This window comes from Myxococcales bacterium (assembly GCA_022184915.1).
GTDB lineage: Bacteria > Myxococcota_A > Polyangia > Fen-1088 > Fen-1088 > JAGTJU01.
Genome location: JAGTJU010000005.1, coordinates 185831 through 199844 on the forward strand (window position 1 = coordinate 185831; position 14014 = coordinate 199844).

Genomic DNA, 14014 nt, shown 5'->3' on the forward strand with positions numbered 1-14014 from the left:
CAGCCCAAACGGAGCGGCGGGGTCAGAACGAGGCCGCCGTTCCCACGAGGTAGGTCTCCTCGAAGCGCTCGGTATCGGGCAGGTAGGCCACCGTGACGTGGCCCTCCAGACTCCAAACCTCGGTCAGACGCAATCCCACGAGAGGAAGGGGCCGTAGCCCCACACGTTGAACGGACCCTACCGCCCACACGGTCCCCTTGCGGGACCAAAGCTCGGAGAGCCCGTCGCTCTTTCCCTGTCTCACGAATGACTTTGCCAGCGCGACACCGAAGTTCAGCGTCACGACGCCCCGTAGGTTCCACGAGCCGCCTGCCGTGCCCACCGCGGTCCACGCCTTCAGCTCCATCTGCTGCGCACTTTGCCACTCGCCAGAACTGAGCAGCGAAACTGTAAGATTGGCAGCGTCGAAGCCGGGAAGTCCAAACCAACGAAAGTCCGATCCGAGCCCCGCCAACGTCGACACCACGAGGCGACCATCGCCTCCCCGCGCGCCGCCGACGACAGGCACGCCCAACCACCCCACCGTCTGGAAGCGTGGGGTCAGGACGGCGCTATACGCAACGGCCAGCGGCAAAGCGATGTGCCAGCGCGGAGACAAGCCGTAGCTCAGGCGCAGGAGCGCCGTGGCGCCCGAGGTGGGGTTGGCGATACGCAGGCCCGGGTCGATCACGGGAGCGTGCCTCACCCCCAAGGCGATCTGCAGGTCCCAGGCGGCTTCGGGCGTGAACGCCGTTTCGAGGCCCTTGTGTCCGAGCCTCTCGGTCTCGAGCTCGAGCAACTCGTTCTCATCGAGCCAGGCATCTCGGCGCGCGGCGATGTTGACCTCGAGGGCGAAGATACGAGAACCTCGGTGGCGCCGCACCAGAAAGCTTCCGGGCGGCAGAGCCAAGCGCAGGCGGCGTGGACCTGCTTCGGTCTCGAGCAAGCGGGTCCCCGATCGAAGGTCCGTGACCTCCAGGGGACCTTGTCTTTGTGTGACCACCAGCAGCGAACGGTGGCGCGCCAGGGAAGCAAGCTCGAGTTCGTCTCGGCCCTTGAGGTCCATGCGGAAGCTGGGATGCTGAGGCTCTCCCGCCAAGCGCGCCGTATCCTTGACCGTCAGAGCGCGCGCATAGGCGAAGGCTTCGTGGGCCGTGATCGTTCCGTCTTCGTTGGCGTCGCCCGCGCCTCGAAGCGCCGCGATCCAGTGGTGCGTAAAGAATGATCCTTGGAGGAGCTCCGACTCGTGAGCGTTCTCGACGCCCGAGCTGGAGGCGATGAGAATGGCGCCTTCACTGCTGAGCGCCGACGGCAAATCGACATCGAAAGGCTCCGCAGGAGCAAGACCCTTGCTTCCTGTCCAGCCGCCCCCCCGACAGGCATCGATGATGCCCAACCGCACGGCGGCGCGCCCATCGGAGAGCTTCGCCTGCAACTGCGCCACGGGCAGGGGTTTGCCTCCGGGATAAAGTTCGTTCGCGTTGGCGTGCCCCGAATAGAAGAACACGAGCAGCGCCTGGCGATCGGCGTGCGAAGCCGCCTGCACCAAGCCACGCTCGACGGCATCCAGCACCACCTTGGGCTCCGGGTCTCGAAGAACGATGACGTTCTTGCGAGGAAACCCGCCCGTCTCGGCCAAGACCTCGGCGAACGCGTCTGCGTCCCGATGCGCGTACCTCAGTGTGGCACGCCCCTGGGGAGCCGCGTTCGCTCCCACCACCACGGCGTAGCGAAACACGTCGGTCTCACCCGCCTCCGCCCTGGCGGAGCGTTCAGACACGATTCCAGCCGCAAGCACCACCATCAGGAGGAAGAGAAAAGCCGTCGCTCCGCCCCCCTTGCGCCGGCGCAGCTTCAAGCGCCGCCACCAGGTCATGGCTGCCCGATGATCTTTTTGAATGTCAGCTCGTGAAACCATCGTTCGGCGCTTGCGGGTTTCGTGCGGAGCCTTTCGACGTCGTTCGCCTCGATCTTCGCGGACGAAACCACCACGATGAGGTGCTCCGGCTCCGGACGGCCATCGACCTGCCATGCGGAGGGCAAGAGGCGGCTACCCGGAGACTCGGACCGTCCAAACCACAGCTCGTCCCAGCGTCCCGCTGGGTTCTGCGAAAACACGGCAATGTATGGCAAGCCAAGAGGATCGACCTTCAGACGAAGCCTGTCCCCCTTTGCCAGGGGTGCAACGCCGTCCCAGAGGAACGTGGCGCTGCCCCTTTTTACGTAAGCCCATACGGCGGGCGTGGCGGCCTTCACGCCTGTATACGGCTCCCGGGTGGACTGCATTTTGGGCTGAAGGAAAACGAACCCCACCGCGGCCAGGGCCAGGGGAACTGCCACACGCCACGGGCCACGGCGCGAAAAGAAGGCAAAAAGCAGGCTCTCGCGCGAGACCTGCACTGGGGCCGCTAGCCGCGAATCGGTACGCAGCCAACCCGGAAGAGATTCCGGAGGGGTCTGGACGCGCGACAGGTGGGCTTGGCAGCGCGCGCAGTCCTTCACGTGTTCCTGCAGGTCGGGAACGTTCTTCGTACCCTGGGCGAAGGCGTCCAGTGCGAAGTATGAGGGGTGAGGTGATTTCATGGGCAGGCCTCCTGGGCAGCCGCGAAGCGGGCGAGGCTCGCGTCCAGTTGATTCACGATGCGGCGGACCGTCCGTTCACTGATGCCCATGACTTCTGCCACCTCGGCCTGACTCATGCCGTCTCCGCGGAGAAGCAAGGCAACCTCCATCTCATTTTTGGATAACACCTTGGACAAAGCGAGCAGGGTTCTTCGCGCATGGCTTTCCTCTTCGGGGTTCGCATCCGACGCGCTCAGCGCTTCGAGGTCGGTGGTGACCTTGCGGGCCCTCACGCGATCGATCGCGAGATGCGTGGCGGTCCGGTAGACCCAACCCACCGCAGCTTCAGGAACACGGAGCGCGTCGCGGGCCTGCCAGAACCTCACGAAGGTCTCTTGGGCCACGTCGCGCGCATCTTCCCCGTTGCCCAGCATGCGGGCGCACTTGGCCTGAATCATGGGAAAGTACTGCCTGTAGGCATCTTCCAGGGTGGGGATCATCGGGGGTGACAACGAATCGTCTCGGACGGGTGTCTATCACTAGACGGATAGCCGGACGAAATCCGGCCAAGAATCGTTTAGCGCAACGCGCTGCGCCCCTCTGCCCTCGACGGCGCTTTGTCATGTCATCTTTGGAAGACATGCCGGTCCGCACGCGCCGCTTCAACGATCCTGCAGAACCCGACGACGGGTATCGTCTGCTGGTCACGCGCTACCGACCGCGGGGGGTGAGCAAGAGCGAGGAAAGCTGGGATGATTGGTGGCCTCACCTTGGACCAAGCCGCGACCTGCACGCGGCTTTCTGGGGCAAAAACGGGGCTCCCCCCCTGGATTTCGCCACCTACGAGCACCGCTTCTTGCAAGAAATGCAGGCGCAAACCTTCCACCTGCGGGCGCTCATCCATCGGCACAAGGCGGGCGAAACGATCACCCTGCTTTGTTCCTCGGCGTGTAGCGACGAGAGCCGGTGCCACCGCAGCATTCTGCGTCGCTTGATCGAGAGTCGTTGAGCGACACGCTGTGGCCGCGAGACTTGATGCGCGCGACACGCGGCTCCTTCGGCTCTCGCTTCGCACGGTTCGCAGCGGGCGTTGTCCGGACACAGGCTTTGACGGGTTCTCCTCATACGTAAGCCGTCGACGATTCGTCGCGGGCCAAGAAGAACCAACATGAACCGTCGGGATGGAGGGGGCGAGGTCCTCAGATTAGCGCCACAGTCTCCTACGAGGTCCTCGGCGACCTGCATCGATACCGCGCTCTAATCTGGTCGACTCTCCTGGTCGCGGCGTTGAGCCATCGCATCGACAGGCCTTCTTCGCTTCAGCCAAAACGAAGCTGCCATGCCGTATCCTATCCCCAGATGCGCGAACGTCTTGGCAAGAGGGAACGGCCTGGGTGAACAGGCAAGCCTCCTTCGTGGCGTTGGCCTCGATCGCATCCCTCAGCGACTGGCGCATAGCGCACGCAGGGCGTGCGGGTTGACAATCAGGCTAATGCACCCGAACTCACGGTTGCTTCTTCGGGCCAATGGGGTCTGCTCGCTGCTAGCGCCGGTGAACCGCCAATTGCTGACGCTGGCACCCGAGACGCCGTAGTCGAGCAAATGATTCAAGAGGACCTCCGTATCCTTTCGCAACGAGACCACGTTCAGCATTTTCAGATCCTTGCTAACGCCCCGCCGGGAGGCAGAAAACTCATTCGCCCGTGGATCGCGCACCATCAGTTGTCGGGCGCGCCAGTCCGTACCCCCGTGAAGATCATCGATCGCGCGCACCATTTGCTGAATGCTGGCCGAATGCTTGTTGGGTTGAAACACGCTGGCCAGGTTGGTGAGGCCTTTGCTGACGGGGAGCTGAAATATGAGACCACGCCCAGGCTGCGCCACGCGCCCTGCAACCGACATGGCCTCGAACACAGGGTCTTTATCGTACTGATCTACGACGACGGTGATGAGCTCTTTGTCGTGACTCTTGGTGATCCGGAGCAATCCCAGCCTGTCGCGCAGGCCATAGCCGCGTACGTAGGTGATAGTGGCCCCTTGAGCACCGGCTCTCAGTGCGGCCCGCGCCACGACCTCACCGGAGCCGCGATCGGTGACATGCACCAGGTTGACGAGATCGGCCTTGAACTTGATTGCGAAGGAAACGGGCTCGAAGGCGTACTGTCCCGTCTGCCACAGCGGGAAGTCCTTCGTACAAACGAATTCCTCGCAGTCTACCGCGAAAATAGAGCCGGCACCGAACAAGCGCAGCTGGCCCACCATCACTATCTGCTCCATCAACCTATCGACGTCTTCGTTGGGAACGAGGAAGTACAAAATCTCTTGTTCGGGTGAGATGGCGGGCAGGAACGATTGATACCAACGATCCTGAATCAAGGTACCGCGGGCGTTCACTGTCATGGCTTGCGCGGCGCCCGAGCCGATGACCTCGTTCAAGACCTTGCCTGCACTTTGCCGAGGCAAAATGGCGGTCACCAAAGAACGGTGGCTGTGCGAATCAAACGGCATCTTCCCCAATGGGTGCAGCGTTGATGCGCCGCGAGCGGTTGACGACGAGGCCTACCAGGAGCACCGTGATGATGGGTCCCACCGAGGCCAGAGCCAAAATACCGAACCCGTTTCGCCCCCCTGGCATGGTTTGCCCGATACCCAGTCCCATGGCGAGCACGAGGGGGACCGTGATGGGCCCCGTGGTGACGCCAGCGCTGTCCCACGCGAAATTCACGAACTCATCGGAAGAGATCAGAGTCAAAAGGAGCAGCAGCACGTAGGGCGGCACCAAAAGCGCCGTGAGGCTCAGCGACTCGAACGCCAGCTGTGCCACGCCCGCTGCGATGCCGAGGCCTACCCCGATCGCCACGACATGCATCAACAACTTTTTGCGAAGGACCCCCACGGTCACGTTCTCGACGGTTTGCCCCAGTGCGTTCAAGGCCGGCTCGGCCAAGGTGGCGCCGTAGCCCAAGAAAAAGGCGAACGCCATGGTCACGAGCTTGCCCGTCGTGGCGTTTTCGAATATCGGGGCCACAGCCTCCGACACGCCCCAAGGCTCGATGGCTGCGAACGTGACTGGCACATTGCTTCCGAGTTGCGTGCCCAAGGGAATGAGTCCCAGCGTAAGCCCGAAACTGAAGAGCGTCATGCCCACGACAGCGAACACTACGCCCAGCACGATCTCGTCACGGCGGCGCAAACTCTCCCTCAACACGACCGACAAAGTGAGGAGCAAGAAGCCGCACAGTGGCAAAATGGCTTGCGCGGCGACGAGCGCCGCATCCCGAAACTCTTTGGCGAAGGCCAATCGAGCATCCCAAGGGTGCTGCGTTTGTCGTTTCACGAACCGTTCCAGCGCGCCGGCCTCTTCCTTCTTCTCGAGCACAATCTCCGCGTTCTTGTGCACGATCCTGCCATCCTCGAACGTCACTTGCCCCCCGCGATAAATCGTGCGGTACTTGTGCAGGCGCTCAGGCAAGGTGCGGGACTCCTGGTACTCTCGAAATTCTTTTTCGGTGAAGCGCAGCGGTGGCTCGTTCGTCTTTCGAACCAAGCGTTTGTTGGCTTCCGCGGGCTCCCTTGGCGCAAAGACCGCCAGGGAAGGCCCCTGGTAATGTTCGGCGCCATAGTAGTCCTTCGCTCGGGCGTGCCCCATGGCCAAGCCCAGCACAGCCACAATGGGGAACAACGAAGCCAAGGTGACCACGCCAAAGCCAGCCCCTCCCGAATCCTCCGTACCCACGATGCGGCCCACGCCAATGCCCAGTGCCAGTACCAAGGGCACAGTGACGGGGCCGGTGGTGACAGCGCCGCAATCCCAAGCGAGGCCAATGACCGGGTTCAGGATCGGATCGAGGTAGGCGTAGAGGGTGGCCGCCACCAAGAGGGCAACCACGGGAACCAGGAGTCGCTTGAGGGACCACCCGTAAAAAAATCGCAGGATGCCCAGACTCACCGCCACGCCCACGCCAATTCCGACCGCAGCCACGAGCTGACCCGAAAAGTCGTTCAGAAGGCTGTAGAGCAAAGGGGCGTCCGTGGCCGAGACGCCGACACCGGCCTTCTTCAGCACCGAGATCGCGGGCTCCGCGAAGGTAGCGCCGAGCCCCAGCAAAAAGGAAAACACCGTGATGAGCGGCAACTTCGAGTTCTTCGGCAGAACCGATCCGATGGTCTCTCCAAACGGCATCAATCCCAGGCGCAGTCCCTCCATGAAGAAGGTCAGACCCATCACCACGATGACGATGCCAAGCGCGATCGTAACGCCAAAGATGACAGGCAGGTTCAGGACCATCACCTGGAACAGAACGAGGTAGGCGATGATGAACCAAACGGTCTTCACCTGCTCGAGTGCCTTCTCCCGGAAGTAGCGCCACAAGATCGAGACCACCCCGGCCATGCCGAGGTTGCTCAAAGCGGAAGGGGCGCGAGATCGGGGGTGGGGCATGTCACGGCGAAGCCAAGCACATGCAAGGGGCAGGTGGTTGGCGCGGCGCTATTTTGTGGCAGTGTCGAGCGATGGTCAAACGCGGAGCGGCCCGCGGCCCAAACCGCCTTTGTCACCGCGCCCGGGCGCGCGCGTGCGCTACCCTTGCTCTCGTGAACGCTCACCCCGAGGCCCTGGCCTCAGCCTTGGCCACGACGCTCGGCTCCGCCGTGCGCGCCTTGGTTGGCGTGAGCGGAGGCGACATCAACGACGCCTTCGAGGCGGAGCTTGCGTCGGGTGAACGCCTCTTCGTCAAAACACACCGCCAGGCGCCCGCGGGCATGTTCGCGGCGGAAGCCGCAGGGCTGGACTGGCTCGCCGAGGCCAAAGCGCTGCGCGTGCCCAAGGTCCGCGCCGTCGCGGACGAGGACCTGGGCAGCGGCGCCGCGTTCCGCTTCTTGGCCCTCGAGCACATCCCGCGCGGGCGCCCCGGGCCGGAGTTCGACGAGGCCTTGGGCCGAGGGCTTGCGGCGCTTCATCGCGCGGGTGCGCCGGGCTTCGGCTGGTGGCGCGACAACTTCATCGGCACCCTGCCGCAGGCCAACGTTGCGGCCTCGGCCTCCACGTGGGCGGCGTTTTACCGCGCGCGCCGGCTCGAGCCGCTCGTGCAGAGGGCGCACGCCGCCGGGACGCTCGGGGCGTCCGACCTGCACGCCTTCGATGACCTCTACGACCGTCTGGACGAGCTCGTCGGCCCTGCCGAGCCCCCGGCCCGCCTGCACGGAGATCTGTGGGCCGGCAACCACCTTGCCGACGCCGACGGGCAGCCCGTGATCTTCGACCCCTCCGTTTACGGAGGCCACCGTGAGGTCGACCTGGCCCTGATGCGCCTGTTTGGAGGTTACGGCCCCCGGGTCTTCGCCGCCTACCACGAAGCCCACCCGCTGGCGCGGGGGCACGAAGAGCGCGTCGCGCTCTACCAGCTTTATCCTCTACTGGTACACCTCAACCTTTTCGGCAGCACCTACGGGGGACAGCTCCGCGCGGCCTTGCGGGCTGCGTGTCGCATTTAGGACCTAAAAAAGCCTCTCGCGACGCGCTAAATCAAGCCCCTCCGGCCCGCCAGGCCCCCGCGCGGACCGCCTCGCGGACAGAGTCGCCATTCCCGATCCTTGTGTCATACTGACGCGCTCTTAGCCCCCCTGGGAGCGCCCAACCCCTGGAAAATCCACCATGGATCATCTGGACCAACTGGAACAACAGAGTGTTTACATCCTGCGCGAGGCCTACAAGCACTTCGAGCGCCTCTGTATGTTGTGGTCGATCGGCAAGGACTCCACGGTGCTGTTGTGGCTGGCGCGCAAGGCCTTCTTCGGCCACGTGCCCTTCCCGCTCGTGCACATCGACACGAGCTTCAAGCTGCCCGAGATGATCGCTTACCGCGACCGCCTGGCGCTCGAGTACAAGCTGCAGATGGTCGTGGGCCAAAACAAGGACGTGCTCGCCTCCAAGCGAACCTTTCCCGACACCCAGGACCTGCCCGAAGGGCACCCGGACAAGGTCTCCCGGGTGGATTGCTGCGGTCAGCTCAAAAGTGGAGCCCTGCGCGGCACGCTCCACGGCACCCTGCCCCGCATGCGGATGAACCTGAAGACCGGGCAGTACGACCCAGACCCCGATTCCCAGCCGTACACGGGCGTCATCGTCGGGGCTCGTGCCGATGAGGAAGGCAGCCGCTCGAAAGAGCGTTACTTCTCGCCCCGCGACAAAAACAACGCCTGGGACGTCGGCGACCAGCCACCCGAGTTCTGGAATCAATTCAAGACGGACTTCTCGCCGGGCACCCACGTGCGCATCCACCCGCTGCTCGACTGGACCGAGCTCAACATCTGGGAGTACATCCAGCGCGAGAACATCCCCACCGTGTCGCTCTACTACGACCAGGGCAGCGGCAAGCGCTACCGCAGCCTCGGGTGCGGTCCGTGCCAGGCCCCGATCGACAGCACCTCGAAGAACGTGGACGACGTCATCGTGGAGCTCAAGAGCGGGAAGCTCAAAAACGTGGCCGAACGATCGGGCCGTCTGCAGGACGGTAAACACGGTTTGGAAGAGCTCCGCCGCGGCGGGTACATGTAACCCGACAGGCATTCCTTAGGGCCCCCCATCTCAGCGCCCCCCACCTCAGCGCCCCCCACCTCGCATCCAGGAACTCCCGTGACCGCTCAGGACGACTCGAAGCGCGAACAGTACCAAATCGTCATCGTTGGCCACGTCGACCACGGCAAAAGCACCATCGTGGGCCGTTTGCTGGCGGATACGAATGCGTTGCCCGAAGGCAAGCTCGAAGCCGTACGCCGCGAGTGTCTGCGCACCGACAAGCCCTTCGAGTATGCCTTCTTGCTCGACGCGCTTTCGGACGAGCAAGACCAGGGCATCACGATCGACACGGCCCGCGTGTTCTTCAAGACCAACGCCCGGGACTACATCATCATCGATGCGCCCGGGCACATCGAGTTTCTCAAGAACATGATCTCGGGCGCGGCCCGCGCCGAGGCGGCGGTGCTGGTCATCGACGCCAAGGAAGGTGTGCGCGAGAACAGCCGCCGCCACGGTTACATTCTTTCGATGCTGGGCATCCGGCAGGTCGTGGTGTGCGTCAACAAGATGGACCTCGTCAACTTCGACGAGGCCGTGTTCCGGCGCATCGAGCAGGAATACCGGGCGTTTCTCACGGAGATTGGCGCCGTATCCCCCGAGCGCTTCATTCCGATCTCCGGCATGCAGGGCGACAACCTTGCGTCCCGCAGCGACAAAACTCCCTGGTACGACGGGCCCACGCTGCTCGAGATGCTCGACACCTTTCAAAAGGCCCCGCCGAAGGTGGATCGCCCCCTGCGCATGCCCGTGCAGGCCGTCTACAAGTTCACCAACCAGGGTGACGATCGCCGCATCATCGCGGGCCGCATCGAATCGGGCCGGGTGAAGGTGGGCGACAAGGTCGTCTTTACGCCCTCGAACAAGATCACCTACGTCAAGAGCATCGAGGGCTTCAACACGGAGTCGCGCGACGAGGTCGAGGCGGGTTGGTCCACGGGCTTCACGCTCGCCGAAGAGCTCTACATCACGCGCGGCCAGGTGATGAGCCACGTGGAGCGGGCGCCGCTCGTCAGCACGCGGCTGCGTGCAAACATCATCTGGCTGGGCCGCAAGTCCTTCGAGCCGGGCCGGGATTACAAGCTCAAGCTGCACACGGCCGCTGTGCCGGTGCGCATCCACCGCATCAATAAGGTCATCGACGCCTCCGAGGCGGGCAGCCAGCTCGACAAGCGCCGCGTGGACCGGCACGACGTGGCCGATCTCGTGCTGGAGACGCAAAGCCCTGTCGCGTTCGACACCGTGGGCGACAACGAGGCCAGCGGCCGCTTCGTCATCGTCGATGGGTATGAGATCGCCGGTGGCGGCATCATCGTTTCGGCTGAGGAAGAAGAGCGCGACGAGCTGCGCTTCGAGGCGCGCATGCGCGACTTCCATTGGGTCAAGGGCGGCGTGACCGCCAGCCAGCGGGCAGAACGCCATGGTCACCCCGCGGCGCTCGTGATGTTCGTGGGCGGGGCAAAGACGGGCAAACACGGCTACGCCCGCGCACTCGAGAACGCCCTGTTCGAGAGCGGCCGGAACGCGTACATGCTGGACGGCACCAACGTGCTTTTGGGCATCGATGCCGATCTGCACTTCGTCGACGCCACCCAGCGCGAACTGGTGCGCCGCTTCGCCGAGGTTGCTCACCTTTTGCTCGACGCGGGCATGCTGGTGGTCTCCACCACCAACGCCATCGGGCTGGCGGACTACGCCGACGTGCAAGCGCTGCTCGGCGATGCCACGAGCATCGTGGTGGACGTCGATCCCGAAGGCAAGAGCACGGCCCCCTGTGACCTTCGTATCCGGGGCAACGAGCCCGAGGCGCAGGTGATCGCCCAAATCGTCGACCTCCTTGGCAAGCGGCAAATCACGCAGGGCTGAGCCCGCGACGCGCGCGCGCAGCTTCGGCTTTCAGGCCGGCGTGCGCATCGAAGGCACGCCGCTCGTCTGCGACGCCCCTCGCACGGCGGGCGCGTTGGTGTTCCTGTCGCACGCGGGTGCGGCCGGAGCGCTCGGGCAAGCGCGCAGCCCCCTGTCAGCCGCGCAGGTCTTGCTCACGCAAACGAGCGCCAACCTGCTCGCCGCGGGCGGACACGCTCTGGGGCCCCGCGCGCTCGTGGCGGCCTACGGCCGGCCCTTTGCCTTGGGTACACTTCGCGTCGAGCTCTTCCCCTCGGGACACGGTCCGGGTGCCGCCTCGCTTCTTTGTGAGAGCCCCGCGGGACGGGTGGTTTTCACGGGGCCGCTCAACCTGAAGAGCCCACCAGCCCAGACGGCCGCGGCCGAAATCCGTCCGGCCGACGCGCTCTGCATCGATGCCCGCTTTGGCGCCCCGGCGTTTCGATTCCCCGAACCCGCCGAAGCTCTCGCTCAGATCCTGGCCTTCGTGCGCGACGTGCATGCACAGGGCGGACAGCCCGTGCTGCTGACAGCCGTGGACCCCATGGCGCTCACGCTGGCACGAGCCCTGGACGAACAAGGCCTGGGCGTGCGCGCTCACAACAGCCTCGTGCGGCTCGCCGAGATCGCCGGGCTAGCGGGGCTGCCCCCTGTGAAGCTGCAACGGTTTGGAAAGGGGCTGGGTCCCCACGAAGCGCTGCTCTGGCCCCTGTCAGCGCGCAGCGCGCGGGCGCTCGCGGGCTTGCCTGCCCCCCAGATGGCCCTGGTCTCCGGTTACGCCTGCAATCCTGCCGCCCTTCAGCACGCGAACGTGTCTGCGGGCTTTCCGCTGGCGGCGGAGGCGGACAGTGCGGACCTGTTGGCCTACGTCAAGGCGACGGGCGCCCGGCAGGTGGCCACCATCAATGACCCGGGCGGGGATTTCGCCACGTCGTTACGAAGCGCAGGGTTCGACGCGTATACCCTGGGCCCTCCCGCCCAGATGATGCTCTTTACGTCCCCGTCCGCCGATTGAAGGCCTCTCTTCCTGACGCAGCGCAACCCGAGTGGAAGCCCGGCCCGATCCGGGCTAGAAATAGGAACCGTGCCGTTCAACCTCTCCATGACCGAAATCACCGTGGTGCTCGTTTTGGCCCTGGTGTTTCTGGGTCCCAAGAAGCTTCCCGAGCTGGCGTCAGGCCTCGGAAAGATGATTCGGGAAATCAAGAAGATGACGGCGGGGGTGAAGGAAGAGATCCAGCTCGACGAGAACATTCGCAAGCCTTTCGAGGAGCTTCGCGAAGCCATGGCGCTTCCTGCAGAAGAGCTCAAGCGCCGCGATGAATGGAAAGCCGAGTGGGAGCGCCGCCAAAAGGAAGAGGAAGAGCGCAGCGTCGAGGCCCAGGCGAGCGGGTCGAGCGGCGAGGTCAGCGGAGACGATCACGCCGATCTCGAAAGCGAGGGGTTGGCCTCTGACCAGAGCTCTGACGACGGCCCCGTTGCCGCCGAAGAGCACCACGAAACCGGTGCCTCAACCGCGTCTGTTGCGCCGGCGCCACGGGCGCTCGCCGAGGGGATCTCGTCGTCCTCGCACCGCACGGCCGACCCCGCGTTGGCAAAGACCACGCTGCCGTCCGCGTCTGCCACAGGCACTGACCGCACCCTTGCCGCGCTGGGGCCCGACGCCTCGGACAAAACTCTCGTCGCCCCCCTGCCGGTGGCGGCCCCGCCCCCGGAGGCGCCGGTCGCCCCCGTCCGTCCGCCGGCCCCGCTGCCGCCCTCCAACCTGGGGCTGCCGGCAGCACCGCGTCTGCCCACCGCGCCTCCCCGCGGTGCCGTGGCCGTGGGCGGAAGGACGATGATAGGTGTGCCTCCTGCGGCCGCCGTCAGCACGCCACCGTCCCGGCCCACCCCACCGCCTCCGCCCCCGGCGTCCATGGCGGTGCGCTTGCCGGCCCCCAAGGTTCCCGGGCGCACCGTGCCCGCCCCTGAAACGCCCGTGCGCGCGCCGGACGAAGACGAGGTTTGAGGCCTCTCGTTCGAATCAGCCCTGCCCCCGAGCGTGACGTTCCTGCCCTGACCGTACGGAGTGCCCATTGACCCAAGTGACCAGCGAGCCCGAGGCGGCGGAAGATCCTGCCGAGACGGAAACCGACGACAAGCGCATGTCGCTCTTCGAGCACCTGTCCGAGCTGCGCATGCGTATGCGCAACGCCGCCATCGCGTTCGTGGGCGCGCTCGTGTTGGGCTTCGTGTTCAACCAACGGCTCTACGAGGTGCTCACCCGACCCGTGCGCGCCGCCATGCGAAGGGCAGACGCCGACGTCAGGTTCGTCATCACGGCGCCGGGCGAGGCCTTCTGGGTCTACTTCAAGCTCTCCATCTTCGTGGGGCTCATCATCGCTGCGCCGCTCATCTTCTGGGAACTGTGGAAGTTCGTGGCGCCTGGCCTCTACAAAAAGGAGCAGCGGCTGGCGCTCCTGGTGGTGGGCTCGACCGCGTTTTGCTTCGTGGGGGGGGCCGTCTTCGGCTACTACGTGCTCGTCGAGCCGGCGATCTACTTCCTGGTCTCCATCACCAACTCCGTGCCCGTGGGACCCGGAACGGACCCGATCACCATCGAGACCATGTTCCGCATGGAGGACGTGGCGGGCTTCACCACGATGATGCTGCTTGGCTGCGGCATCGCGTTCGAGCTCCCCGTGGTGGTCAGCATCCTGGGAGCGCTCGACATCGTCACGGCGAAGGCGCTGTGGAAGTTCAACAAGTACTCCCTGGTGCTTTCGGCCCTCCTGGGCGGCATTTTGACGCCGGGAGGGGACGTGGTTTCACAGATGTTGCTGGCCGGGCCCGTGTTCGCGCTCTACAACCTCTCGATCCTGGTGGTCATGGTCATCGAGCGCGGTCGCCGGAAAAAGGAAGCCGCGCTCGACGCCGAATATGGTCCGGAACCTTTTGAGCGCTGATTTCGGGCCACCTGGCCCGTCCAAGCATTGACTGACCCCGAGGGCTCACGTCTTCGGGGTTCTTCGTTTC

Annotated in this window: 12 protein-coding genes; 7 read left to right on the top strand and 5 right to left on the bottom strand. The window is 64.8% G+C overall.

What is annotated here, in order from left to right:
• Positions 1–22: 22 nt before the first annotated feature.
• Genes KA712_19325 through KA712_19335 form a run of 3 tightly spaced genes read right to left on the bottom strand, consistent with a single transcriptional unit; the run spans position 23 to position 3041 of the window.
• A complete protein-coding gene (locus tag KA712_19325) occupies positions 23–1855 on the bottom strand; it encodes a caspase family protein (protein ID MCG5055120.1) in 1833 nt (610 codons plus the stop codon).
• Positions 1852–2562 carry a hypothetical protein gene (locus KA712_19330; GenBank protein ID MCG5055121.1) on the bottom strand — a complete coding sequence of 237 codons (711 nt, stop codon included), beginning with the start codon at positions 2560–2562 and terminating at the stop codon, positions 1852–1854. The genes KA712_19325 and KA712_19330 overlap by 4 nt, the downstream gene beginning before the upstream one ends.
• Positions 2559–3041, bottom strand: a complete 483-nt coding sequence (locus KA712_19335; protein MCG5055122.1) for a sigma-70 family RNA polymerase sigma factor — start codon at positions 3039–3041, stop codon at positions 2559–2561. Before KA712_19335 ends, KA712_19330 begins: the two co-directional genes overlap by 4 nt.
• A 140-nt stretch (positions 3042–3181) precedes the next feature.
• Between KA712_19335 and KA712_19340 the strand changes: the two genes are divergently transcribed.
• On the top strand, positions 3182–3550 hold the full coding sequence (locus tag KA712_19340) for a DUF488 family protein (GenBank protein ID MCG5055123.1): 369 nt from the start codon (positions 3182–3184) through the stop codon (positions 3548–3550).
• A 431-nt stretch (positions 3551–3981) separates the two neighbouring features.
• Here the strand turns inward: KA712_19340 and KA712_19345 are convergent, their stop codons facing one another.
• Together KA712_19345 and KA712_19350 are read right to left on the bottom strand one after the other, a co-directional pair.
• Positions 3982–4977, bottom strand: a complete 996-nt coding sequence (locus KA712_19345; protein MCG5055124.1) for a P-II family nitrogen regulator — start codon at positions 4975–4977, stop codon at positions 3982–3984.
• A 61-nt stretch (positions 4978–5038) separates the two neighbouring features.
• Positions 5039–6982, bottom strand: coding sequence for a DUF1538 domain-containing protein (locus tag KA712_19350; protein MCG5055125.1), 1944 nt, complete (start codon positions 6980–6982; stop codon positions 5039–5041).
• Between the two features lie 152 nt (positions 6983–7134).
• Here KA712_19350 and KA712_19355 point away from each other — a divergent pair, with 152 nt between their 5' ends.
• From KA712_19355 to tatC, 6 genes are all read left to right on the top strand, one after another.
• On the top strand, positions 7135–8034 hold the full coding sequence (locus tag KA712_19355; GenBank protein MCG5055126.1) for a fructosamine kinase family protein: 900 nt from the start codon (positions 7135–7137) through the stop codon (positions 8032–8034).
• A 160-nt stretch (positions 8035–8194) separates the two neighbouring features.
• Positions 8195–9097: a sulfate adenylyltransferase subunit CysD gene (cysD, locus tag KA712_19360; GenBank protein ID MCG5055127.1), complete on the top strand. Its 903-nt coding sequence runs from the start codon at positions 8195–8197 to the stop codon at positions 9095–9097.
• A 117-nt stretch (positions 9098–9214) separates the two neighbouring features.
• Complete coding sequence (locus tag KA712_19365) at positions 9215–10981, top strand: adenylyl-sulfate kinase (GenBank protein ID MCG5055128.1); 1767 nt, start codon at positions 9215–9217, stop codon at positions 10979–10981.
• Positions 10953–12014, top strand: coding sequence for a hypothetical protein (locus KA712_19370; protein ID MCG5055129.1), 1062 nt, complete (start codon positions 10953–10955; stop codon positions 12012–12014). Before KA712_19365 ends, KA712_19370 begins: the two co-directional genes overlap by 29 nt.
• A gap of 87 nt (positions 12015–12101) precedes the next feature.
• Entirely contained in the window at positions 12102–13007 is a 906-nt protein-coding gene (locus tag KA712_19375) for a twin-arginine translocase TatA/TatE family subunit (GenBank protein ID MCG5055130.1), read from the top strand.
• 67 nt (positions 13008–13074) lie between these two features.
• On the top strand, positions 13075–13944 hold the full coding sequence (gene tatC, locus KA712_19380; GenBank protein ID MCG5055131.1) for a twin-arginine translocase subunit TatC: 870 nt from the start codon (positions 13075–13077) through the stop codon (positions 13942–13944).
• Positions 13945–14014 lie beyond the last annotated feature (70 nt).

Excerpts from the sequence above, each read along its gene's own strand:
- KA712_19325 (MCG5055120.1), bottom strand. The coding sequence starts at position 1,855 with ATGACCTGGTGGCGGCGCTTGAAGCTGCGCCGGCGCAAGGGGGGCGGA.
- KA712_19330 (MCG5055121.1), bottom strand. The coding sequence starts at position 2,562 with ATGAAATCACCTCACCCCTCATACTTCGCACTGGACGCCTTCGCCCAG.
- KA712_19335 (MCG5055122.1), bottom strand. The coding sequence starts at position 3,041 with ATGATCCCCACCCTGGAAGATGCCTACAGGCAGTACTTTCCCATGATT.
- KA712_19340 (MCG5055123.1), top strand. The coding sequence starts at position 3,182 with ATGCCGGTCCGCACGCGCCGCTTCAACGATCCTGCAGAACCCGACGAC.
- KA712_19350 (MCG5055125.1), bottom strand. The coding sequence starts at position 6,982 with ATGCCCCACCCCCGATCTCGCGCCCCTTCCGCTTTGAGCAACCTCGGC.
- cysD (MCG5055127.1), top strand. The coding sequence starts at position 8,195 with ATGGATCATCTGGACCAACTGGAACAACAGAGTGTTTACATCCTGCGC.
- KA712_19375 (MCG5055130.1), top strand. The coding sequence starts at position 12,102 with ATGACCGAAATCACCGTGGTGCTCGTTTTGGCCCTGGTGTTTCTGGGT.